Source organism: Bacillus stercoris, assembly GCF_029772985.1.
In the GTDB taxonomy this organism is placed as follows: Bacteria; Bacillota; Bacilli; order Bacillales; family Bacillaceae; genus Bacillus; species Bacillus stercoris.
The window spans coordinates 3,350,023-3,373,669 of the sequence record NZ_CP121861.1 but is presented as its reverse complement, the minus strand read 5'-3'; the positions used below and the strand labels follow the sequence as shown (position 1 = coordinate 3,373,669).

Annotated in this window: 26 protein-coding genes and 3 pseudogenes; 23 read left to right on the top strand and 6 right to left on the bottom strand. The window is 41.5% G+C overall.

Annotated features, from left to right (window positions below; translation table 11 throughout):
• Window positions 1-23 precede the first annotated feature (23 nt).
• From QA442_RS17600 to QA442_RS17515, 18 genes and pseudogenes are all read left to right on the top strand, one after another.
• Window positions 24-953 (top strand): amidase domain-containing protein, encoded by a 930-nt coding sequence (locus tag QA442_RS17600; RefSeq protein ID WP_080488059.1) that lies wholly within the window; start codon window positions 24-26, stop codon window positions 951-953.
• A gap of 37 nt (window positions 954-990) precedes the next feature.
• Window positions 991-1,473 (top strand): tRNA (uridine(34)/cytosine(34)/5-carboxymethylaminomethyluridine(34)-2'-O)-methyltransferase TrmL, encoded by a 483-nt coding sequence (gene trmL, locus QA442_RS17595; RefSeq protein ID WP_003233442.1) that lies wholly within the window; start codon window positions 991-993, stop codon window positions 1,471-1,473.
• A gap of 123 nt (window positions 1,474-1,596) precedes the next feature.
• Complete coding sequence (locus QA442_RS17590) at window positions 1,597-2,238, top strand: YhbD family protein (protein ID WP_169051598.1); 642 nt, start codon at window positions 1,597-1,599, stop codon at window positions 2,236-2,238.
• A complete protein-coding gene (locus QA442_RS17585) occupies window positions 2,229-2,942 on the top strand; it encodes a bactofilin family protein (protein ID WP_071581323.1) in 714 nt (237 codons plus the stop codon). Before QA442_RS17590 ends, QA442_RS17585 begins: the two co-directional genes overlap by 10 nt.
• A gap of 11 nt (window positions 2,943-2,953) precedes the next feature.
• The gene (locus tag QA442_RS17580) at window positions 2,954-3,661 is read left to right on the top strand and encodes a hypothetical protein (protein ID WP_095432760.1); all 708 of its coding nucleotides are present in this window, start codon (window positions 2,954-2,956) and stop codon (window positions 3,659-3,661) included.
• 349 nt (window positions 3,662-4,010) lie between these two features.
• Window positions 4,011-5,906, top strand: coding sequence for a serine/threonine protein kinase PrkA (gene prkA / locus QA442_RS17575; RefSeq protein ID WP_095432759.1), 1,896 nt, complete (start codon window positions 4,011-4,013; stop codon window positions 5,904-5,906).
• A 179-nt stretch (window positions 5,907-6,085) separates the two neighbouring features.
• Window positions 6,086-7,264 (top strand): sporulation protein YhbH, encoded by a 1,179-nt coding sequence (gene yhbH / locus QA442_RS17570; protein ID WP_069839143.1) that lies wholly within the window; start codon window positions 6,086-6,088, stop codon window positions 7,262-7,264.
• A gap of 159 nt (window positions 7,265-7,423) precedes the next feature.
• Window positions 7,424-7,888: a MarR family transcriptional regulator gene (locus QA442_RS17565; RefSeq protein WP_040083640.1), complete on the top strand. Its 465-nt coding sequence runs from the start codon at window positions 7,424-7,426 to the stop codon at window positions 7,886-7,888.
• Between the two features lie 35 nt (window positions 7,889-7,923).
• Window positions 7,924-8,589 (top strand): biotin/lipoyl-containing protein, encoded by a 666-nt coding sequence (locus QA442_RS17560; RefSeq protein ID WP_014476241.1) that lies wholly within the window; start codon window positions 7,924-7,926, stop codon window positions 8,587-8,589.
• Between the two features lie 40 nt (window positions 8,590-8,629).
• On the top strand, window positions 8,630-10,228 hold the full coding sequence (locus QA442_RS17555; RefSeq protein ID WP_095432758.1) for an MFS transporter: 1,599 nt from the start codon (window positions 8,630-8,632) through the stop codon (window positions 10,226-10,228).
• Between the two features lie 22 nt (window positions 10,229-10,250).
• Window positions 10,251-10,781 carry an NAD(P)H-dependent oxidoreductase gene (locus QA442_RS17550; RefSeq protein ID WP_095432757.1) on the top strand — a complete coding sequence of 177 codons (531 nt, stop codon included), beginning with the start codon at window positions 10,251-10,253 and terminating at the stop codon, window positions 10,779-10,781.
• Between the two features lie 12 nt (window positions 10,782-10,793).
• Window positions 10,794-11,168 carry a hypothetical protein gene (locus tag QA442_RS17545; protein WP_069149250.1) on the top strand — a complete coding sequence of 125 codons (375 nt, stop codon included), beginning with the start codon at window positions 10,794-10,796 and terminating at the stop codon, window positions 11,166-11,168.
• A pseudogene (locus QA442_RS17540) lies at window positions 11,168-11,319 on the top strand (hypothetical protein); the annotation flags it as partial. The gene QA442_RS17545 and the pseudogene QA442_RS17540, both read left to right, overlap by 1 nt.
• A gap of 9 nt (window positions 11,320-11,328) precedes the next feature.
• Window positions 11,329-12,090 carry a hypothetical protein gene (locus tag QA442_RS17535; RefSeq protein ID WP_095432776.1) on the top strand — a complete coding sequence of 254 codons (762 nt, stop codon included), beginning with the start codon at window positions 11,329-11,331 and terminating at the stop codon, window positions 12,088-12,090.
• A 2-nt stretch (window positions 12,091-12,092) separates the two neighbouring features.
• On the top strand, window positions 12,093-12,458 hold the full coding sequence (locus QA442_RS17530; RefSeq protein WP_003233424.1) for a GntR family transcriptional regulator: 366 nt from the start codon (window positions 12,093-12,095) through the stop codon (window positions 12,456-12,458).
• 1 nt (window position 12,459) lies between these two features.
• Window positions 12,460-13,158 (top strand): ABC transporter ATP-binding protein, encoded by a 699-nt coding sequence (locus QA442_RS17525; protein ID WP_095432756.1) that lies wholly within the window; start codon window positions 12,460-12,462, stop codon window positions 13,156-13,158.
• A gap of 16 nt (window positions 13,159-13,174) precedes the next feature.
• Window positions 13,175-14,092: an ABC transporter ATP-binding protein gene (locus QA442_RS17520; protein ID WP_095432755.1), complete on the top strand. Its 918-nt coding sequence runs from the start codon at window positions 13,175-13,177 to the stop codon at window positions 14,090-14,092.
• On the top strand, window positions 14,085-15,026 hold the full coding sequence (locus QA442_RS17515; RefSeq protein WP_095432754.1) for an ABC transporter permease: 942 nt from the start codon (window positions 14,085-14,087) through the stop codon (window positions 15,024-15,026). Before QA442_RS17520 ends, QA442_RS17515 begins: the two co-directional genes overlap by 8 nt.
• Window positions 15,027-15,117: 91 nt before the next feature.
• Here QA442_RS17515 and cspB read toward each other — a convergent pair whose 3' ends face one another.
• Complete coding sequence (gene cspB / locus QA442_RS17510; RefSeq protein WP_003224086.1) at window positions 15,118-15,321, bottom strand: cold shock-like protein CspB; 204 nt, start codon at window positions 15,319-15,321, stop codon at window positions 15,118-15,120.
• A gap of 436 nt (window positions 15,322-15,757) precedes the next feature.
• On the opposite strand from cspB, the gene QA442_RS17505 reads away from it, so the two are divergent.
• Window positions 15,758-16,588, top strand: coding sequence for a MetQ/NlpA family ABC transporter substrate-binding protein (locus QA442_RS17505; RefSeq protein WP_095432753.1), 831 nt, complete (start codon window positions 15,758-15,760; stop codon window positions 16,586-16,588).
• Between the two features lie 2 nt (window positions 16,589-16,590).
• Here QA442_RS17505 and dgcK read toward each other — a convergent pair whose 3' ends face one another.
• Entirely contained in the window at window positions 16,591-17,670 is a 1,080-nt protein-coding gene (gene dgcK / locus QA442_RS17500) for a diguanylate cyclase DgcK (RefSeq protein WP_095432752.1), read from the bottom strand.
• A 171-nt stretch (window positions 17,671-17,841) separates the two neighbouring features.
• On the opposite strand from dgcK, the gene tcyP reads away from it, so the two are divergent.
• Together tcyP and QA442_RS22250 are read left to right on the top strand one after the other, a co-directional pair.
• Window positions 17,842-19,233, top strand: a complete 1,392-nt coding sequence (gene tcyP, locus QA442_RS17495; protein ID WP_095432751.1) for an L-cystine transporter TcyP — start codon at window positions 17,842-17,844, stop codon at window positions 19,231-19,233.
• 91 nt (window positions 19,234-19,324) lie between these two features.
• Window positions 19,325-19,437, top strand: a pseudogene (locus tag QA442_RS22250) (hypothetical protein); the annotation flags it as partial.
• A gap of 91 nt (window positions 19,438-19,528) precedes the next feature.
• Here the strand turns inward: QA442_RS22250 and QA442_RS17490 are convergent.
• The 3 genes from QA442_RS17490 to QA442_RS17480 form a co-directional block, all read right to left on the bottom strand.
• Window positions 19,529-20,098: a DUF2812 domain-containing protein gene (locus tag QA442_RS17490; RefSeq protein WP_095432749.1), complete on the bottom strand. Its 570-nt coding sequence runs from the start codon at window positions 20,096-20,098 to the stop codon at window positions 19,529-19,531.
• Window positions 20,085-20,402 (bottom strand): PadR family transcriptional regulator, encoded by a 318-nt coding sequence (locus tag QA442_RS17485; RefSeq protein WP_014663320.1) that lies wholly within the window; start codon window positions 20,400-20,402, stop codon window positions 20,085-20,087. Before QA442_RS17485 ends, QA442_RS17490 begins: the two co-directional genes overlap by 14 nt.
• 372 nt (window positions 20,403-20,774) lie before the next feature.
• A complete protein-coding gene (locus tag QA442_RS17480; RefSeq protein WP_095432748.1) occupies window positions 20,775-21,221 on the bottom strand; it encodes a hypothetical protein in 447 nt (148 codons plus the stop codon).
• Window positions 21,222-21,369: 148 nt separating this feature from the next.
• Between QA442_RS17480 and QA442_RS17475 the strand changes: the two genes are divergently transcribed.
• Both QA442_RS17475 and QA442_RS17470 read left to right on the top strand, forming a co-directional pair.
• Window positions 21,370-21,954, top strand: a complete 585-nt coding sequence (locus QA442_RS17475; RefSeq protein ID WP_095432747.1) for a YhcN/YlaJ family sporulation lipoprotein — start codon at window positions 21,370-21,372, stop codon at window positions 21,952-21,954.
• A 119-nt stretch (window positions 21,955-22,073) separates the two neighbouring features.
• Window positions 22,074-23,038 (top strand): annotated as a pseudogene (locus tag QA442_RS17470) (hypothetical protein).
• Here the strand turns inward: QA442_RS17470 and QA442_RS17465 are convergent.
• Window positions 22,970-23,623, bottom strand: coding sequence for a spore coat protein (locus tag QA442_RS17465; RefSeq protein WP_095432746.1), 654 nt, complete (start codon window positions 23,621-23,623; stop codon window positions 22,970-22,972). The pseudogene QA442_RS17470 and the gene QA442_RS17465 sit on opposite strands and share 69 nt — an antisense overlap.
• Window positions 23,624-23,647 lie beyond the last annotated feature (24 nt).

Here is a 23,647-nt window from a genome sequence, read left to right as displayed (position 1 = left end):
GTGTTTTTTCTCTATAAAAAAGTATGGCGGGTGGGGTGAGCTTGAAGCACATTTTAGAACAATTAGCGGAGGAGCGGCTGGGCTTTCTGGTTAACGGGCATGATATGAGACAGGAGTCTCAAGTCGGAGACCTTAAAGTCATGGAGCGTAAGAAAAAGCTTCTGGAAAAACGTAAAGTTGACATCATAAAAGCGAAAGCAAAGGCCGTGATTAATCATGTGCGGGTTGAGGATGACGGAACGACCTGCCTTACGTATACCATCCATTACGAATACGTGTGTAAGGAACAGGACGACAGCTTGTATATAGAAGAGCACATAGAGGAGCGAAGGGCTTTCCTGTATGATCACATTTTGATTAGTGATCAGGAAATTGCGAAAAAGCCGGCTGGATTTCATGAAGGGACCAGCATTATTGACTATTCTGAAGAGGAAAGAGAAGCGTTTGGCAGGGCTTTTCAATACGATCGTCTCGGCGCTGTGCAATATGCCGAGAAATTTTGGAACAAGCGCAATCCTGCTTATAAAAATTTCAGCGATAACTGTACCAATTTTATTTCTCAGTGTCTTCATGCGGGAGGCGCGCCAATGCGCGGCCATCCGAACAGAGGATCAGGCTGGTGGATGAAACAAAGCTCATGGAGCTACAGCTGGACGGTGGCTCATTCGATGAAAATGTATTTGTCGAATTCAAAAGCCGGACTGCGTGCGGTGCGGGTGAAATCAGCGGAAGAGCTGATGCCGGGCGATGTGATTTGCTATGACTTCGAAGGAGACGGCCGGTTTAATCATACAACGATTGTCGTGGCAAAGGACAAAGGCAATATGCCGCTTGTCAACGCCCAGACCTATGACAGCCGGATGAGGTATTGGTCATATGAGGATTCAACGGCATACACGCCGTCGATACGATATGCTTTTTTTCATATCGTTGATGATACGACAAAAGAGTAATTAATGTTATAATGATGGGCGGATAAGAAAAACAGAGGTGAACATTGTGGCATTACATGTCGTTTTATATCAACCAGAAATTCCCGCTAACACAGGGAATATTGCGCGTACTTGTGCAGCTACCAATACTACGCTCCACCTGATTCGTCCGCTCGGCTTTTCAACGGATGATAAAATGCTGAAGCGTGCCGGACTCGATTATTGGGAGTTTGTTAATGTTGTGTATCATGATTCGTTAGAGGAATTGTTTGAGGCATATGAAAAAGGCCAATTTTTCTTTATTACGAAATTTGGCCAGCAGCCTCATACATCATTTGATTACACTGATCTTGACGAGGATTATTTCTTTGTGTTCGGAAGAGAAACAAGCGGTTTGCCAAAGGATTTAATTCAAAATAATATGGATCGCTGCCTGCGTCTTCCAATGACAGAGCACGTCAGATCGTTAAACCTGTCCAACACTGCCGCGATTCTCGTTTATGAAGCGCTGCGCCAGCAAAATTACCGTGATTTAAAATAGTGAAAAACCCGCTCATCGCTGATGGGCGGTTTTTTTGTGCCTGTTGAAATACTTTGTGTCGTTTTTGGGCTTAACAACGTAACAGTGTTATGTTACAATGTACCCATCAAAGGAGCTGGACTTATGGAGGAACAATTAATCTCTAAAAAAGAATTACTTGAAAGAACATCGATTTCATACGGTCAGCTGTATCGATGGAAGCGAAAAAATTTAATACCCGAGGAATGGTTTATTCGCAAATCCACTTTCACAGGGCAGGAGACGTTTTTTCCGAGGGAGGATATTTTAAAACGTATCTCAATGATTCAAAAAATGAAGGAAAACTTGTCTCTGGATGAAATGAGGGAAATGCTATCACCGAAGATGAAGGATGTCAGCATGACCGCTGATGAATTGCTGCGTAAAGGTTTGATCTCAAAGCCTGCACTTGAAGTCTATTCAGAAGACGGAAGTAGTCCGGTTTTTTCATCCCGCGACTTGCTGTCGCTGTATGTGCTTGAAGGACTACTGCAGTCTGGAAATGTCAGCTTGGCAGAAGCAAAAATGGCTGCAGAGGTATTAAAGAAGCATGATTCTGAAAAGATTGAAAAACAGACGGAACTGATTGTGCTGCGCAAGCTCGGTGTTACAACTTGTTTTATAGCGGCTGCGGCAGACAGCATTTTGTTTGAATCATCCGTCAAGGTTGTGGAACGGGTAGATTTATTAAAAGCTTCAGAGGAATTAAAAACAACATATATGCAGGAGGGCCAACAATGGATGTAGTGGAAAAGCTGGTGATAAACGGATCGGGAAGTTCAAAGGGAGGAACGTTTCAATCAGTTGAGATTAACGGAAGCGGGACAGTGGCTGGAGACGTGGAGTGTGACACTTTTTCTTTTAATGGAACGGGAAAAGCTGACGGCAGCGTCAAAGCGAAAGCGGTAACCATCAGCGGTTCTGGAAAGATACATGGAGACGTTGAAGCTGAATCTATTCGGATTAATGGAACTGGTTTTATTCAAGGAGAGGCATCAGCTAAACAATTAAAAATCGCTGGATCATCAACATTTGGCGGGACTGTCAAGGCTGATGAGATTGACATTAGCGGAAAGACCGTCATGGAAGCGGATTGCGAAACGGAAACCTTTCAATCAGAAGGGAAATGCAAAATCAGCGGTCTTTTAAATGCAGACCAAGTGACCATTAAGCTTTGTTCCGGGGAAAGCGATGTACGGGAGATCGGCTGCCGCCATCTTCAAGTGACCTGCAGAAAAGGAATGCTGACATTACTCAGATTGATGCCGCAGCCTGTTCTAACGGCAGAGCTGATCGAAGGTGACGTGATTGAATTGACAAATACAAAGGCGAAAACCGTGCGCGGAAATAAAGTGATAATCGGTCCGGATTGCCGGATTGAAACCGTCGAATACAGCGGTGACTATACTTGTGATCCAAGCGCATTGGTAGAAACATGCACGAAGGTGTGAGGAGGATCGTAATGGAGACAACAAAACTGGGAAATTTAAAATTATATGGCGCTGGCCATGCCGCCGGAGGCACGTATCACAATGTCGTCATCAAAGGTGAAGGTGTGGTCGGTGATGGGCTGTCTGCTGCGGGCTGCCGCATATTCGGAACAGGCTGCTTTCTCGGGACTGCAGAGACTGAGCGGCTGCGTGTGTTCGGAGAAAGTGAGTTTAAAGGCAATCTGACCGCAGGGAGAATCAATATTTATGGCACAATGAAAGTCAGCGGCTCACTTCAATTTGATCGCTTTAATTTGAAGGGCCTGACAGAGATTTCCGGGAGTATGACTGGAGAATCGTGCGATGTGAAAGGGAAGCTTAGCGTAAAAGGTGATTGTGAAACAGAAAGGTTCCATGGAACAGGCTGTGTTGATGTATCGGGGTTATTAAATGCTGGTGACATTAAGCTAGGATTGAGCCATGATATAAGCCATGTGCGCGAAATCGGCGGAACAACAATTACTGTGAAAAGACGCACGAGCTTTTTTAACCGGAAGAAAGTGAAACTGATCGCAGACGTCATAGAAGGAGATCAGGTTTATTTGGAGAATACCGATGCGGCAGTTGTCAGGGGAAAAGAAGTGATTATCGGGCCGGGATGCAGTATCGGAACAATTGAGTACGAAAACAGATACGAATGTGATCAACATTCACAGATTAAAGAAAAAACAAAATTGTAAAACATTGTTCTGTTATACAAAAAGGGTGCTCTTTCAGGAGCACCCTTTTTTATTCTTTTCCAGGCTTGCTATCGTATCCTGCAGTAAAAATTGATACTAAAAAAGTGACAATGACCCCCATCATGATGATTGTTTTCACCGTCTCTCCCCCTCTTCAATTTTTCCGTGCTGTCCGAGTCTGGATGATTCTGTATTTTTCTTTATTATGAACGGTCGCAGTCGGCCTTGTCAACGATGTATAAGTATCTTTATTTTTAAGAAACCAAAGCATGTATCACGAGTTGGCGGCATAGATTGTAACAAAGTACCTTATTTGCATAGTGTATCAAACATGATAGAGGAGGTCCTTATGGATATATTAAAGAAAATTGAACAGTACAGAGAGGAAGAGCAGCGGCTGAAATGGGAAGGAACTTTTGCCGATTATTTGGAGATTATTAAAGAAAATCCGATGGTCGCGCAATCTGCTCATTCTCGAGTTTTTAATATGATAAAAGACAGCGGGATAGAGGAGATTGACGGACGCAAGAAGTACAGTTTTTTTGACCGTGAGCTGTTTGGGCTTGAAGAATCTCTGGAGCGTCTTGTGGAAGAGTATTTTCATCCGGCTGCCAAACGTCTAGATGTCAGAAAGCGGATTCTATTGTTGATGGGACCTGTGAGCGGCGGTAAATCCACGTTGGTCACGATGCTTAAAAAAGGTCTCGAAGCGTACACGCTGACAGATAATGGCGCTGTATATGCGATTAAAGGCTGCCCGATGCACGAGGACCCTCTACATTTAATCCCCCACCATTTACGTGATGACTTTTACAGAGAATACGGTATTAGAATAGAGGGGAGTCTTTCTCCTTTAAATGTCATGAGGCTGGAGGAAGAGTACGGAGGAAGAATTGAGGATGTGAAGGTGGAGCGCATCTTCTTTTCAGAAGATAAGCGTACGGGAATTGGAACATTCAGTCCATCTGACCCAAAATCTCAGGATATTGCCGATTTGACCGGGAGTATTGATTTCTCAACAATCGCCGAGTACGGTTCGGAATCAGATCCGCGCGCTTACCGGTTTGACGGAGAGCTGAATAAAGCGAACCGCGGGATGATGGAGTTTCAGGAGATGCTGAAATGTGATGAGAAATTTCTCTGGCATTTGCTTTCATTGACACAGGAAGGGAATTTTAAAGCGGGGCGGTTTGCGTTAATTTCTGCTGATGAGCTGATCGTGGCGCACACGAATGAAACGGAGTATCGTTCATTCATTTCTAATAAGAAGAATGAAGCCCTGCACTCGAGAATCATCGTGATGCCGGTTCCTTATAATTTAAAAGTGTCTGAGGAAGAGAGAATTTATGAAAAAATGATCTCAGAGAGCGATGTGTCGGATGTTCATATTGCCCCTCATACTTTGAAGGTCGCCGCGATGTTCTCAATCCTTACCCGGTTAAAAGAGCCAAAGCGGTCGGATATTGATCTGGTCAAAAAAATGAGACTGTATGATGGAGAAAGTGTGGAAGGATATAATTCCGTCGACGTTGAGGATATGAAAAAAGAATATAATGATGAAGGAATGAGCGGCATTGATCCGCGGTACGTGATCAACCGGATTTCTTCAACGATTATCAGAAAAAATATGGAGTCAATTAATTCTCTCGATGTCCTTCGTTCCTTAAAAGAAGGTCTTGATCAACATCCATCAATTTCAAGCGAGGACAGGGAGCGGTATTTGAATTTTATTTCTGCCGCCAGAAAGGAATATGACGACATTGCGAAAAAGGAAGTCCAAAAAGCGTTTGTGTATTCGTATGAAGAATCAGCAAAAACACTTATGGACAATTACCTCGATAACGTAGAGGCTTATTGCAATAAAAATAAGCTTCGTGATCCTTTGACAGGAGAAGAAATGAACCCTGACGAAAAGCTAATGAGATCCATCGAGGAGCAGATCGGCATTTCGGAAAACGCCAAAAAAGCGTTCCGCGAAGAAATTTTAATCCGCATCTCGGCCTATGCGAGAAAAGGCAAGCGGTTTGATTATAATTCCCATGAAAGACTGCGTGAAGCAATTCAGAAAAAGCTGTTTGCTGATCTGAAGGATGTCGTTAAAATTACAACTTCAACAAAAACGCCGGATGAGCAGCAGCTGAAAAAGGTAAATGAAGTCGTGGCCCGTTTAATTGATGAGCACGGCTACAACTCGACGAGCGCCAATGAGCTGCTGAAATATGTCGGCAGCCTGCTGAACCGATAAGCAACGTGACCCGTCCGAATAGGGCGGGTTATTTTGTCCCATTTTCTAAATAGTTTGTCAATTAAACGTGCTTTTGTGCATATGATGAATATAAATCTTTTCAAAAGACTTGTTTCATAATCTGGCACAAGCCGGAATACGTATGTATCACGACCACAAATGGTTAAGGAGGGGAATTCATGTCCCAAAATGACAGCGGCCATTTTTTGATTTCTGAGGAAAACTGGTCCCTCCATCGCAAAGGCTTCGATGACCAGCAGCGTCACCAGAAAAAGGTGCAGGAAGCGATCAAAAACAATCTTCCGGACCTCGTAACTGAGGAAAGCATTATTATGTCTAATGGAAAAGATGTAGTGAAAATCCCAATCCGTTCACTTGATGAGTATAAAATCCGTTACAACTATGATAAGAATAAACATGTAGGGCAAGGAGACGGCGACAGCCAGGTTGGTGATGTTGTGGCCCGGGATGGATCAGACAAAAAACAAGGGCCAGGAAAAGGGCAGGGTGCCGGTGATCAGGCAGGCGAGGATTATTATGAAGCGGAAGTTTCATTAATGGATTTAGAAGAAGCGCTTTTTAAAGAATTAGAGCTTCCGAATCTCCAGCAAAAAGAGCGGGACAATATTATTCATACAGATATTGAGTTTAATGATATTCGTAAAACAGGGTTAACCGGTAACATTGATAAGAAAAGAACAATGATGTCAGCCTTTAAACGAAACGCAATGTCAGGAAAGCCGTCGTTCTATCCAATTTATCCGGAGGACCTGAAGTATAAGACGTGGAATGACATCACAAAGCCTGAATCAAAAGCTGTCGTTTTAGCAATGATGGATACAAGCGGCAGTATGGGGGTTTGGGAAAAATACATGGCCAGAAGCTTCTTTTTCTGGATGACCCGTTTTTTGCGGACGAAATACGAGACTGTGGAAATTGAATTTATTGCCCATCATACAGAAGCAAGAGTTGTCTCGGAGGAGGATTTTTTCTCAAAGGGAGAAAGCGGCGGAACCATTTGTTCTTCCGTATATCGGAAGTCGCTTGAGCTTATTGATGAAAAGTACAATCCCGCTCGCTATAACATTTACCCGTTTCATTTTTCTGACGGTGACAACCTAACATCTGACAACGCGCGCTGTGTGAAACTGGTTAATGATATTATGAAGAAGGCCAATCTATTCTGCTACGGCGAGGTCAATCAGTACAACAGGCATTCAACGTTAATGTCTGCATATAAAAATGTGAAAGATGAGAAATTTAAGTACTATATTTTAAAACAGAAATCTGATGTTTTTCAGGCGCTGAAGAGCTTTTTCAGAAATGAAGAGTCTGGTGTAAGCCATCAATTTTCGTAATGAAAAGCCCATTTCAGGGCTTTTTTTTATTTAATAAAAGTAAGAAAACGCTTGCGAAAAAAATACGGGAGAAAAAGAAATTTTTCCTTTGACAAATCTTCTTTCATTTATTAATATTTTATCTTGTGAACTATTATTGAGGAATGAGGTGAAAAGGAGTTGACTGAATCAGAACGTGCTTTGCTCACTTTTGAACAGCTCTTCGATACGTCTCGGGCGATTTATAAAAAACAGAAGAAGATATTGGAGATTGTGCTTGAGCCTTTTGATATTACAGTCCTTCAATATTTGCTGATGTTTAAAATTCATCAAAGCGGAAGTACCCCGCTAAGCAAGCTGGCAATGTCGCTTGATCTTAAGCCTGCTTCTGTGACGCGGATGACAGATATTCTGTATAAGCGCCACTTGATGAATCGATATGACAGTCCGGATGACCGCCGTATCGTCATGATTCAGTTAACCGAAGAAGGGGAAGAACTGATAGAAAAAGCCGCTGTGCAATATGCAAAAATGGGAGCGGGCTTGTACCAAAAGCTTGATACCTCCCAGCTGCAGTATTTGCGCAAACTTGCCGGAAGCTTAACGAAGCTTGCTGAAGGCTGTTCAGAAAAAAGCGGTAATTAAAAACTTCTCACATATTTTCACCAGCTTTCCGCAAAATGATAGAGGATGAAACGAAAGGAGAAAACAAAATGAACAGAGGACGTTTAATTCTGACCAACATTATCGGTTTGATTGTTGTTCTTGCAATTATAGCTGGAGGTGCTTACTACTATTATCAAAGCACTAACTACGTAAAAACAGATGAAGCAAAAGTAGCCGGCGATATGGCTGCTATTACTGCTCCAGCAGCAGGTAAAGTATCTGACTGGGATCTGGACGAAGGAAAAACAGTGAAAAAAGGCGACACAGTTGCAAAAATCAAAGGTGAACAAACTGTTGACGTAAAATCCATTATGGATGGAACAATTGTGAAAAACGAAGTGAAAAACGGACAAACCGTACAAGCTGGTACAACAATTGCACAAACGATTGACATGGACAACCTATACATCACAGCAAATATTAAAGAAACAGATATTGCGGATATTGAAGTAGGAAATAGTGTAGACGTAGTAGTTGACGGAGACCCTGATACAACATTTGACGGTACTGTAGAAGAAATTGGATATGCGACTAACTCAACTTTTGATATGCTTCCTTCTACAAATTCAAGCGGAAACTACACAAAAGTAACACAAAAAATTCCAGTGAAAATTTCAATCAAAAACCCATCTGATAAGGTGCTTCCTGGCATGAACGCATCTGTTAAAATTTCTGAGTAAAACAGATCAGTCATCAAACCATGAAAGGAGGTTGTCTTAGATGGCTACAGGTAAAGAAAAAAATGCAAAAAGCCCTATGTCATTGCTGATTGTGCTAATGGCGGGTTTATTTTTGGCAATTCTCAACCAAACATTGCTTAACGTTGCAATGCCGCATTTAATGACTGAATTTGGCGTAAGTGCAACGACGATTCAGTGGCTGACAACAGGTTACATGCTTGTTAACGGCGTATTGATTCCGTTATCTGCCTTCCTGATTACAAGGTTTGGCCAACGGAGTCTCTTTCTCGTCGCAATGTTCTGTTTTACGCTCGGTACGTTAGTCTGCGGTATCGCACCTAACTTCTCTACAATGCTGATCGGCCGTTTGATTCAGGCCGTGGGCGGAGGTATCTTGCAGCCGCTCGTTATGACAACCATTCTGTTAATTTTCCCGCCTGAAAGCAGGGGGAAAGGAATGGGGATTTTCGGGCTTGCGATGATGTTTGCTCCAGCGGTCGGCCCGACTCTGTCCGGGTGGATTATTGAGCATTATACATGGCGCATTATGTTTTACGGACTTGTGCCAATCGGCGCAATTGTTATCATTGTGGCTTTCTTCATCTTTAAAAATATGGTGGAGCCGCAAAAAATCAAACTCGATACTCTTGGCGCAATCCTCTCGATTGTCGGATTCGCCTCCTTATTATACGGAGTCAGTGAAGCCGGATCTGACGGCTGGACCGACCCGATTGTATTGTCTACAGTTATTATCGGAGCCATTGCAATTGTTGCTTTTGTTGTTCAGCAATTGCGTCATGATGATCCGATGCTTGATTTCAGAGTGTTTAAATATGACATTTTCTCACTCTCGAGTGTCATTAATATCATTATTACAGTGGCACTTTACACTGGTATGTTCCTTTTACCGATTTATCTGCAAAACCTGGTCGGCTTTACGGCGCTTCAATCCGGTCTGCTTCTGCTTCCGGGTGCGATCGTTATGCTGATTATGTCACCGATCTCAGGTATTTTGTTCGATAAATTCGGACCGAGACCGCTTGCGATTATCGGGCTTCTCGTGACAGTGGTAACAACGTATCAATACACGCAATTGACAATTGATACACCATATACACACATCATGCTGATCTATTCAATTCGTGCATTTGGTATGTCTCTCTTAATGATGCCAGTCATGACAGCCGGGATGAACCAGCTTCCTGCCCGTCTAAACAGCCACGGAACGGCGATGAGCAACACACTTCGCCAAATCAGCGGATCAATCGGTACAAGTTTAATTACGACGATTTATACAAACCGGACGACATTCCATTATTCACAAATTGCAGATAAAACGAGCACGGCGGACCCGAACTTCCTCCATGCGTTCCAAAATGCAGTTTCGAATTTAATGGTGAACATGAATGTGTCTTATGATACAGCGAAAACGTATGTGTACTCACATATTTATAAACACGCGTCACTCGATTCCAATGTCATGGGGATAAATGATGCCTTTATGTGGGCAACCTTATTCTGTGTAGCAGGGTTGATTTTAAGTATCTTCCTGCGTGACGTCAGAAAAGATAAATTGCGTAAGAAGAAAAAAGAGGAGCTTTCATTACTTCCTGCTCCTAAAGAAGCTAAGGAATCTTAATCTGTACAGGGAGGTTTCCTGAATGAAAATTTATGTAGTGTATGATAGTGAAGGCGAACATACTAAAGTGCTTGCAGAGGCGATTGCTGAAGGTGCGAGAGAAAACGACGCGTCTGAAGTATTCATCGACCATGTAGATCAGGCGGATATCCGCAAGCTTAAAGATATGGATGCGATTATTTGGGGATGCCCTGGGCATTTCGGAACAATCAGCTCCGGTCTTAAAACTTGGATCGACAGACTTGGCTACTTGTGGGCTGAAGGCGAACTGATCAACAAAGTCGGTGCTGTTTTCTGCACAACGGCAACAACACACGGCGGTTTGGAAATGACAATGCATAATTTAATCACGCCGATGTTCCACCAAGGCATGATCGTTGTCGGACTGCCTGGCAACGTGCCTGAAAACGCACTTTATGGCTCTTATTACGGAGCAGGCGTCACTTGTCCGGTTGATAGTGATGAGTTAATGTCTGAGGAAGGTATTCAGCTTGGACGCGCGTTGGGAAGACGTGTCAGCCAAGTCACAGGAAACCTAACAGCAGGACAGTAAGGAGAGGTTGAAATGGCCATTATTATAGCAATTATTGCTGCTGTCATTGTCATTGCGGCCCTTATTACATTTAATGTCCGCAGCGCCTCACCTGGACCTGAGAAGCAAGAAGCAACTGATAGAATCGCACCTCCAGAAGAGGAAAAAAACGAAGCGCAATACCCTGCTGAAGCAAGGGCTGCCGAGCATACGCCATCTGTTGTCGAAAATGATTCTCAAAAAGAGAAACGTAACACAATGGGTGATGATATTTACAGGCAGGCGCTGCAAAAGTTTAAGCATTCTGACGAAGATCAGGCAGAAGAAGAGGTCACTGAGGAAAGTGACAAAATGCAGGACCGCAGCTATCGTGATGCGCTGCTCTCTATGAAAAACAAGAAAAAATAATGAAAAAGGCAAATCCGTTTACTCATGGCGGGTTTGCCTTTTTTGCTGTTTACATCAATTATGTTTTTTATCAAATAAATCCATGGAATATGTTGTATTTCATTTTGATCTAGTGTACTATGTTACTCATACACCGAGGATTCTTCCGGGAGGTAAAGACATGGATTCTTTTTTAGGTTTATTAAAGAAAGATATCAAGCTTTCAAGAATGTGGCTGCTAGTATGGATATGCGGAATGACTTTTTTATTGGGAACAGGCCATATTATAGCTTCTCGCGCGAAAGAACCTCTAGTCGTTTTTGGGTTTTTTGTTGCAGTTGCTTTTTTTCTGCTTTTCTTATCTCCTGTTTTTGTGTTTTATCACCTTCGCAAGGAAGGGAAATCACAGCTTTGGCTGTACAATCCAAATGGCGGCTTATGGCTGTTTTCTTCTAAATTGGCAGCATCTTTGCTCTATCAATTTGTGATTCAGTTGGCATTAACAGCCTATGGGATATGGATGTATCATATGCTCTCTTTAAAAAATCTGCTGGAGCATCAAGTTGATATAACGAGTACAGTGGCTTTGCTGAATATGTATGGGCTTATTTCTTCGTTAGATATGTCAGTAACAGTCATCGTGTTTTGGACTGTTTTTCACGCTCTCAGGAATTGGCGCGGAATGCGATGGGTTGCGATGGTTCTGTTGGTCGCAGTGTGGTTATTCTACGATGAATACATCATAAGCCCTTTGGTTGAATCTCAAAAGCATTTCTGGCCGGTAACAGTCTATTGCAATTTTGATTTCCACTTCCATAACGTTTGGAAATTGGAATTAAAACCTATCCATCTGTCTGTGCTAGGGTTTCCTATTACCTTAGTCATCACGTTCTTGCTGCTCATCATGGCTTCAAAACTGCTTGATCGTAAAGTAGAGGTGTAAATATGGATAATCAATTTCAATCCTCGAAACCGATTTATCTGCAGATCGCTGATCAGATCTTTTATAGGCTGGTCAGGAAGGAGCTGCTCCCAGGAGACAAGCTTCCTTCAGTAAGAGAAATGGCGATTCAAACTAAGGTAAATCCCAATACAATTCAAAGAACTTACAGTGAAATGGAAAGGCTGGGTATTGTGGAGACAAGAAGAGGTCAAGGGACGTTTATTGCGGAAAAAGCAGAAATCGTAGACGAGCTGAAAGACAAGTTGACACGAGAAGTGCTGGAAGGCTTTGTCAAGCAAATGAAAGAGCTGGGGCTCACGAAAGAGGAAATGTTAGAGGGCATTAAAACATTCACAGAGGGAGGCTAAAATGGAAATCAAGCTAGAACACGTATCAAAAAAATACGGCCGCCATACGGCCGTCAATGATGTGTCATTTACCCTATCATCTGGACGGATTTATGGTCTGATCGGACCGAACGGCAGCGGCAAGTCAACGACCCTGAAAATGATGGCTGGCCTTTTGTTTCCGACTTCAGGGTTTGTAAAAGCAGATGGAAAACAAGCTACGAGAGATATGGTGCGTCAAACGGCTTATCTTACTGAGCTTGATATGTTTTATCCGGATTTCACTGTCAAAGATATGGTGAATTTTTATCAGTCGCAGTTTCCTGATTTTCAAACAGAACAAGCTTATAGACTATTGAATGAGATGCAGCTGGATCCGGAAAAAAAGATCAAAAAGCTATCAAAAGGAAATCGGGGCAGGCTGAAAATCGTTCTTGCTTTAGCGAGACAGGCAGACGTCATCTTGCTTGATGAACCTTTTTCGGGGCTTGATCCGATGGTGAGGGACTCCATCGTAAACAGCCTTGTATCGTACATTGATTTTGAGCAGCAGATTGTCGTGATCGCGACACATGAAATTGATGAAATTGAGACGTTGTTAGACGAAGTCATCATACTCGCAAATGGAGAAAAAGTGGCGCAGCGCGATGTAGAAGATATTCGTGAACAGGAAGGCATGTCTGTTTTGCAATGGTTTAAATCAAAAATGGAAGTTTGCTAGAAAGAGGAGGAATATGATGAAAACAGTGTTGGAATTGAGAAATGTGACAAAAAACATCAGAGGCCGAACGCTCATTGATGATCTCAGTTTTACGATTCGTGAAGGTGAAGTATTCGGTTTTTTGGGACCAAACGGAGCTGGGAAAACGACAACCATCCGGATGATAGTAGGCTTAATGAAGCTGACGAAAGGTGATGTCCTCATTTGCGGTCAATCCATTACGAAAGAATATGCCAAGGCGATTAAGCATATTGGAGCGATCGTAGAGAATCCAGAGCTCTATAAATTTTTGAGCGGATATAAAAATCTCCAGCAATACGCAAGGATGGTCAAGGGTGTCACGAAGGAAAAAATTGATGAAGTTGTTGAGCTGGTTGGTTTAACAGACAGAATCCACGACAAGGTGAAAACCTATTCTCTAGGAATGAGACAGCGTCTTGGCTTGGCACAATGCCTTCTGCATGATCCGAAAGTGCTGATCTTGGATGAACCGACAAATGGCCTTGATCCGGCGGGAATCAGGGAAATCAGAGATCATTTAAAGAAGCTGACCCGAGAAAGAGGAATGGCTGTCATCGTTTCAAGCCACCTGCTGTCAGAGATGGAACTGATGTGTGATCGCATTGCGATTCTGCAAAAAGGAAAGCTGATCGATATTCAAAATGTAAAAGATGAAAACATTGATGAGAACGATACATATTTCTTTCAGGTTGAGCAGCCGAATGAAGCCGCTACTGTTTTAAACCAGTATGATTTGGTGAGTAAGACAAATGGTGTAGAACTCAAACTGGCTAAAGACGAAGTCCCTGCGGTTATTGAACTGCTGGTGATGCAGCAAATCCGCATTTACGAGGTCAAAATTATAACAAAATCATTAGAGGACCGTTTCTTAGAAATGACAGGTGAAACAAAAGAGGAGGTTCAGCATGCTTAATTTGATTTATAATGAGTGGATCAAAATTTTCAGCCGTGCCGGAACATGGGTGATGATTGGAATTCTGGGGCTAACAATGGTTGGATTTGCATTTTTGGCGAATCATTTTTCTGCCGGTGAAGCAAATTCTCATTGGAAACAAGAACTTCAAGTACAAAACGCCGAATTAAAGAAAGAAATCAAAGACGATCCTTCACTGAAAGATGGATATAAAGAAATAATCACACTCAACAACTATCGCATTGAACATAACATCCCAAATGACACGGGCTATACTGTATGGTCTTATGTAACGGATTCAGCAGGTTTTACCATCCTTACCGGACTGTTTACCATTATTATCGCAGCCGGAATTGTCGCTAACGAATTTAATTGGGGAACAATTAAGCTATTAATGATTCGGCCGCTCAGCCGTTTTCAGATTTTGATGTCCAAATATATTACAGTTCTCCTGTTTGGGTTCCTATTGCTGTTGATTTTATTTATCGGTTCTACTTTGTTAGGGTTGATTTTCTTCGGGACGGGTGGTGAAACCGCCGCGAATATTCATTTAATCTATAAGGATGGCCATGTCATTGAGCAAAACATGATGAGTCATTTGGCCACAACGTATCTTTCTGAATCCGTCTCGGCCTTAATGGTGGCGACGATGGCGTTTATGCTGTCTGCAGTATTCAGAAACAGCTCTCTTGCAGTAGGGTTTTCCATCTTTTTATTGGTTGCCGGTACGACAGCCACTGCATTTATTGCAGCGAAATTTGACTGGGCAAAGTATATATTGTTTGCTAATGTCGATTTAACTCAGTATGTGGATGGCACACCGTTAATAGAAGGGATGACTATGACGTTTTCTATCGTCATGCTTGCGATCTACTTTATCATTTTCCTGCTGCTTGCTTTTGGAATCTTCATGAAACGGGATATTGCAAACTAATGAAAAAGCTGTTTTGCTTATGCAAAACAGCTTTTTTGTCCAAAATAAAAACTGCAGGTTTGCACCTGCAGTTTTTCATATCAATTTATGCTTACGCTTCTTTAGTAACGTTAGCAGCTTGTGGTCCGCGGTTTCCTTCAACGATTTCAAAAGAAACAGCTTGGCCTTCTTCTAAAGTTTTGAAGCCTTCGCCTTGAATAGCAGAGAAATGAACGAATACATCGTCTTGACCTTCTACTTCGATGAATCCGAAACCTTTTTCAGAGTTGAACCATTTTACTTTACCTTCTAACATGAAATTTCCTCCTAAAGCGATCATAACGCTTAAATTCACTATTCTTGCTCTTAACAAACTTTCAAGACGAAAACTCTTACAAAACTTTCTTCTTAAAGATAGTTCGAACAAAAATAATTACCTTTACTCTACCAGTAATCTTCAGAAAAAACAACTGCTTATTGAAACTTTTTTGGGAAAATACCATATTTATTTTTCAATTTGATATTTATTTACGGAAATTCATCTGCTTTCTCGATATGTGATCATACGTTTGCCTTCGTATGCCTTCATTTTGGGAAGATAATGTCATAGGAATTGACAACCTGATTGGATATGAGTAAGGTAAAAGTTAATCAATATTACAAATGACAACGTTTATCAACTAAGAGAGCGTATGATTTTTTTGTCTGATATTGCTTGCATGCTCTAATACATAGATAGGAGTATGGTCACAATGAAAAAGTGGCTTATATGCAGTTTCGTCCTTGTTCTTCTCGTTTCATTTACTGCATGCTCACCGTCTGCAGCACATGAATCGATAAAAATCGGGATTGCTGAGTCTGACGAGGCAATATGGAACTATATTGCTCAAAAGGCTGAAGAGGCAGGGCTTGATATTCAGCTGATCCCTTTTTCTGATTATGCGGAGTCTGATATCGCACTTGCTAACAAAGAAATTGATGCCAACGCCTTTCAAACCATTTCATATTTTCAATCGTTCACTCAAAAACACAAACTTAAGCTTGCACCGCTCGGTACGACATACATAACGCCTATGGGCATTTATTCAAAACAATATGACAGAATCCAAGATATACCGCGGGGAGCTGTTGTTTCTGTTCCCGATAAAGCGTTCGATTTTGGCAGGGCGCTTACTGTGCTTCAGGAGGCGGGATTGCTAACGTTGAAAAACGGATTTAACGGAACAGGTTCAGTTGATATGATTAAAGATAATCCGAGACACCTGAAATTGAAAGCTGTCCGGCAACAGGATGCAGTGAGCGGTGGGGACGTGTTTGTTATGAAACCATCTGAAGCAAAAAAAGCGGGCCTGAACCCGAAAAAGCATACCATAAAGAGCGGCGGTCTCATGTCTGTGGAAGAGATGAATTTGATTGTTGTCAGAGCGGAGGATCAAGATCGGGAAGCGCTGCAAACCATTCTTGAGCTTTATCAAGCTGATGATACAGCGGCATTTATAGAAAAAGAATATCAGGGAGATCTTGTCCCGGCTTTTCTGCCTTTGAAACGTCTTTCAGATTGGAAGAATGAATTCGAACATTGAATTCATTCTTTTTTTTCTGAAAAACACACTTTGTTCCGTCCCGTCTCTTTCGCTTTGTAAAGCATTTGATCGGCAAGAATGGGCAAGGATCTTGGCCGTTCCGTATTATTGGGGTAATGAGCGGCCCCCAGTGATATCGTAACGGAAAGCTTTTCACCGTTTTTTAATATAATCGGTTCATGACTGACAGCGCTCCTGATCCGTTCTGCGATCTGGGCTGCTTTATTAAGAGAACAGTTCGGCAGAAGCACGGCAAATTCCTCACCACCGATCCGAGCGGCTGGATCACTATTTCGGATGCTCTGCTTCAGACGTAAGCCCAGCTCTTTGAGCACCTGATCTCCTTCATGATGGCCATATTGGTCATTGATGGTTTTAAAATGATCGATATCCATATAAATCAGTGCAAATTGAAAATGCGGGGTATCGGCCGCCTGTCGATACAGAGCTTTTGTGATTTCTTCAAACTTTCTTCGGTTATACACGCCTGTTAAAAAGTCAAAGTGCGCTTGAAACTTATATTGTTTATAAAGAAGATGTGCATTTGTTTCATGATCAATAATATATAAACTGAGCATACCGCCCGCTATTGAGATGATCCAAAAATATAAATGAAGTTCATATGAATGTAAGTCTATAAGAAAATAAAAGGTAAAGGAGATCAAGCTATTTGTGATTATTATAAGATAGAAAGCATGTTTTAGTTGAACTTTTTTTCTTCTAGAAACAATGAGTGACGGGATGGCAGCGATACAAATGATAATAACCGAGTAAAGTGCAGATGTGTTCATTGTGATCAGCATGCGGCCAGCAGCGATCATAGCCAGGGCCGTTGCCGTTGAAACCCAGCCTCCATAAAGAGCGGCAATCATAATAGGGATATTTCGAAGATCAATAATTGAATGCTGATAGGTAAATCCAAACACCATCAGAATAACCCCGAGCAAACCGCAGGCCAGTCCTTTAACAGCTTGAAAGGATATGCTGTCTTTTTTATGTACTAACCTTTCTTTAAACAGGTGGGTGAAGAGATAATTAAATGTGATTAAAATCGTCAAGTTTACAAACAGTTCTTTCAGCAAATATTATCACCCTTATATAAGGTACTAAAGATGGAAGGGAAAGAAAAGAAAAAAAAGGCATTATATAAGGTTTTTTTGCTTCAATTGATAAGTTAAAATAATTCGCACTTGACCCATCGGAATTAGTGTAATATAGTAAATGAGAAAATTTGAAGGGAGAGTTTACCTGCTTTGGAGACTTTACTAGTTGTATTACATGTATTTATTTTATTTTTACTTATCTTAGGGCTCTTTGTTATGCAGAAAAAACATGTTTCCTTCTCTAAACGTGTATTTACTGCGCTGGGACTGGGGATTGTATTTGGATTTGCGCTTCAGCTGATTTACGGCCCGACTTCAAATATAGTTATTCAAACAGCCGACTGGTTTAATATTGCCGGGGGCGGATATGTCAAATTGCTTCAAATGGTTGTCATGCCTCTTGTCTTTATTTCGATTCTAGGTGCATTTACAAAGCTGAAACTGACAAAAAATCTCGGGAAAATCAGCGGTTTGATTATCGGGATTTTAGTAGCAACAACAGCTGTTGCAGCAGCTGTCGGTATCGTGTCCGCACTTTCATTTGATTTGCAGGCGATTCAGGTTGACCAAGGAAGTACAGAGCTTTCACGGGGGCAGGAGCTTCAGCAGAAATCAGAGGATATGACAGCGAAAACGCTGCCGCAGCAGATTGTTGAACTGCTGCCTGGAAACCCGTTTTTAGATTTTACGGGAGCTAGACCGACTTCAACGATCGCTGTCGTTATTTTTGCCGCTTTCCTTGGAGTGGCATTCCTCGGCGTAAAAAACAAACAGCCGGAACAGGCAGAAACATTTAAAAAACTGGTTGATGCCGTTTATGCCATTGTCATGCGTGTTGTCACACTCATTTTGAGACTGACGCCTTATGGGGTGTTGGCTATCATGACAAAAACGATTGCAACGAGTGATCTTGACAGCATTCTAAAACTGGGCATGTTCGTGATTGCTTCATATGCCGCGTTAATCACTATGTTTATCATTCATTTGCTGCTGCTGACGTTCAGCGGCTTGAATCCTGTGATTTATTTGAAAAAAGCAGTGCCTGTACTTGTATTTGCATTTACGTCAAGGTCAAGCGCAGGTGCTTTGCCGCTGAATATTAAAACACAGAGAAGCATGGGTGTGCCTGAAGGGATCGCAAACTTTGCCGGTTCGTTCGGCCTTTCGATCGGCCAAAATGGATGTGCGGGCATTTATCCTGCAATGCTGGCGATGATGATTGCCCCGACTGTCGGTCAAAATCCATTCGACCCGGTGTTTATTATCACTGTTATCGCAGTCGTTGCCATCAGCTCCTTCGGTGTTGCCGGAGTCGGCGGCGGAGCGACTTTCGCAGCGCTTCTTGTATTATCATCATTAAACATGCCTGTAGCGCTCGCCGGTTTATTAATCTCAATTGAACCGTTAATTGATATGGGGCGTACTGCTTTGAATGTCAGCGGAAGTATGACATCCGGCCTTATTACAAGTAAGGTCACGAAGGAAATTGATCGAGGTACATTTCATGATCAATCCAGAGTGATTGAAGCTGAAGAAGCGTAACATATGAAAAACGTGTAACCCGACAGGGATTACACGTTAATAAGACCCATGAACCTTGTAATATAAAGGTTCATGGGTTTCTTTTTTTGTTTTTTTGGAAGATCAAGCCGACATTACTGATCAATGGATTGATCTAATTGAAATGAAAATTGTTTTTTTAACGAGTATTCATGGTATCTTGAAGACGCTAACTTATCTGAGGCCCCATAAAAGATTCCTGCTAGAAGATGAGTATCCAAATCTAATTCAATCGTGCTTCATTGAATTAAAAAAGTTCATAATGAACCTCTTCGCATTATTTTTCTATTAACATTGAATACTTTCGATACACTTTATAAAAACTGGCGGCAAAGAGAACAACCATAAGGGCGGGAAGCGACCTCAAAAGAGCAAATGGAGTTTCAAATAAAAATGCTTTCCAAAACCATTCACCTTTCATACTCCAAAGACCTTCAGTTAAATATAAACCTGAATCCTTATAGATCATATAAGAAAAAAACAAACACATGAGACCTAAACCTGAAGAATAATTCATCAATCTTTTATAATAATTACTCTTTGATTGGCGATCCGAGAAGATTTCATTTTGACCATCATTTTCTTTTTGCCAATATCGAATTCCACTAAGCCAAGGGCCATTTATATAAATCCAACCGAAGTCTTCATATATCCCTTTGTAATCTTTGAACTTTTTCTTTGGTAAAATATCTTGGTAATCCAGTCGGATCACATATCTCTTGTCGGTTTTTTCAAAAGTGTATATTCCTAATCCACTAATATTTGTACAACGATAGCCTTTTTGTAATTGCTCGTTCAGCCATTGTTCCTCTTTTTCAATATCAAAAAACATCTTAAATTTCTTCATTCGATTCACTTCCTTCGTACAAGGATAAAATATGCAATAACCTATTTTGTTCCATTTTTAAAATAGCGCTTCCTTCTTCAGTTATCATGTAAACTTTTCTCCGGCCTGACTCTCCGACAGGTTCAATCCAACCATGCTTATTCAAGTTTTCAATCGCACCGTATAATGTACCCGCTGCTAAAATAACAGTACCGTTACTTATCTTTTCTATCTTCTGCATTACAGCATAGCCATGGAGCGGCTCGCGCAGAGCTAATAAAATATAATGCATGGTTTCAGACAACGGTAATAATTTGTGTTTCATATCCGCACCCTCTATTCAGTTTGACTATATAGTTCAACTTAATAATAATGTAATACAGTTCAACTGAATAGTCAACAGCATTTTCCAACACTCAAGTAAATTCTAAATGTTGAGTGTTGAAGCAAGAAACAAAATGAATAGTGTTCTGTCCTTTTCAGCCTTTTGATGAGGGAGCTAATAATGAATCGATAAAGATTGCTTCGGATAGAGCGGCAGCACAAACAAAAAATCCTTCAAACGTTCTAATTGAACGAAAGAAGGATTTTTTTAGCTCGCCAATTGTACTCCAAAATAGGCGAAAAAATATAGAAAACAAGAAGTTTAAAAGAAAAAAACACCTAGAGGCCAATGTTGAGCCAGGTTACACGTTTTTTAACGGCCGGGTTCTAAGTCCTCCAGCATTTCCATCATCGTGTTGTCGTCCATGACATTCATTGCGCTTTGCTCAAAATGAATGGGTTCAGCATAATGAGGCTGTCTTTTTTTCGGGGCTGTTTCAGTTTGCCTCGATTGTGTCTGTGTATGCTGATGCTGTGTTTGCTGTTGTCCGGCATTCTGGTGCTGACGGCCGTTTTGCCGCTGGCTTTGATGTTGTGAACGGTCATGGTTATCACCGCTACCGCCGCCTAATGCTTGTTTGACCATGTTTCCTACATTAGAAACATCAAATGTGTTATTTTCTGAATGTTGTCTGTTCATTTGTCCTGTGATAAACCCGCTGATTCTTTGGCGGATCTGAGGTGATAATGCAGCAATAAGCATAGTTGATCCGATGATCAATGCTGCGGGGCTGATTCCTCTTCGCTGGTTGAACAACATGATCCCTCCTTTGCAATGTATTCATATTTTCCCCCTCATTAGACAAATTAACCGTTATATTTCCGGGAAAGCATTTCCTTCAGATTTTCATGCATAATTAAAGCCAGTTAGAAAAACCTATAAGTAAAGTGATAAAGGAGGAATTCACATGCTTGGAAAAAAACAAGTCCTTGCGTCTGTGCTTCTTATCCCTTTGCTTATGACTGGCTGCAGTATGGCCAATCAGGGTGAGGGCAGACGTGATAATTTAGAACCTGAAAATGTTAACTATCGCAATCCGGTGAACGATAATGGCACAAGAAATATTAACGATGGCAATAATAATCGTGACAATGTCGATAATAATGTAACTGACAATGTCAACAATACCGATAACAACAATAATAACGGTAATGACAACCGTAAATTAGATGTTGCTGACGACGCTGCCGATAAAATCACTGATATGAAAGAAGTAAAACATGCAAATGTAATTGTTGCCGGAAATCAAGCATATGTGGCAGTTGTATTAACAAATGGAAATAAAGAAGTTGGAAAAGACCTCAAAAAGAAGATTTCAGATAAAGTGAGAGACACTGATAAAAACATGGATAATGTTTACGTTTCAGCTAACCCTGATTTTGTAGAGCGTATGCAAGGATATGGAAAACGTATTCAAAATGGTGATCCAATCGCCGGGTTATTTGATGAATTTACACAAACTGTACAGCGCGTATTCCCTAACGCTGAATAAATGAAAAAAGCCGCACAAATTGTGCGGCTTTTTCTGTGCGTTGATGACACACTGTGAACTCAGGCTGCATAGAGTAAAAATAAAAGGTACAAGACGGACCGGCTCAGGGAGGGAGACGTTTGCGGGGTGGCATAGGAAAGCGTGCGGCATCCGCTCTATTCCTGTGCGGAGTCCTTGTGATGCTGGCTGTAAGCTCAGCCATCGTATCAAGCACGATGTATATCCTGTCTTTGCCAGGGCAGGCATCTGGAATCACAAAAGAACAAGTGACGAAGCACATGAAGAAAGAGTCATTTAAACAGGCCGATATTTATTACACTTCTAAGGAAAAGTCCTTACTGCCATTGACGAAAGAAACGCTTGAATATGCGGTCAGTATTAATCAGTTTATGATTGGATATTCGAATCAAAAGCCTATTGATATTATTTTTTTTTCTAATGAAAAACAGATGGAGGATTACTCCGGTTTATTGGATGTCGTTGGTTTTTATTCTGAGCGGGAGCAGCTGATCGGATTGTTGCCTGAAGAGAAAAAGAAACTTTTAGAAGGGGACGAGGTAGCGGTTTATTTGTACCAGAGATTGTTGATTCATGAATACACACATCATGCGTTTCACCAGAAATTGAAGGAGCTTGAGGCGGACCCCGATGAGTTTCCGTTATGGTTTCATGAAGGGTTAAGCGAGTGGATTGCGAACTATGAATTGCTTATCGATCCGATCACGTTTTCTGTTGTCCCTTTTGACCGTTTGCAGTCAGACCGAGACTGGCAGGAAGCCAGAGCCGAATATGAAACTGATGTCTATTTGCAAAGCTTTTATATGCTCGATGAGCTGACGGGTAAATACGGGAAAGACATTATATCGGAACTGATAAAGGAAACGGCAAAAAAAGGGGACTTTAAAAAAGGGTTTAAATCAGCAACAAAGGAAAGTCTTGATCAATTTGAAAAAGACTTTAAGAAAAAATTTGAAAAAAGTGAGGCATTGGATAGTATCTATCCAATGCCTTTGTATTAATGAAGCCCTTGCTGGCCCATACCGCCTTGTGTCGGAGGCATTTGTCCTTGTGCAGGAGCGAATGAATTTCTCAGCTGTTCCATATCCTGCGAATCAAGCTGAGGAACTTGGTAATAGCCGTGTTTGTTTTGATATAGGAAAATTTCAAATGCCATTTCAACATACTCCTGAATTTGCGCAGACAGTACGCGTCTTACGGCCGGATTTGTCATTTCCAGAGAAGCCATCGTCAGCATAGAAGCTTGTGCTTTAACCGCGCAAAGCATTTGTCTGCTGATGATGCTGTCATCAATATCATTCATGGATTGAACAGGCTTTTTAGGCTGTGACGGCTGCATGCCATAAACAGTCTGGTTGTCTTCCTTCATCATATAAGTTGCTGTTTTTTGTGAAGGTTCGCTTCCTGTTTTGAAACATTCTGCAGTTATATTGTATTGAGAAGAAATGAATTGATATTGACGATCAAGGATATTTAATAATTCTTGATCCTTACAGAATTGTCTCAGCATCATAAACTGATCAAGCACAGTAAGTGTTCCGGACAGCACCTCGTGCATATCAAACATTTCATGTCCGCCGTGGTTTTTATGCGGTTTTCCAGGAATACCTTTGTTCATTTGGGATTGCTGCTGCTGATTTAACTGATCCAAACCGAATTCCTCCTTGTTTTTCAG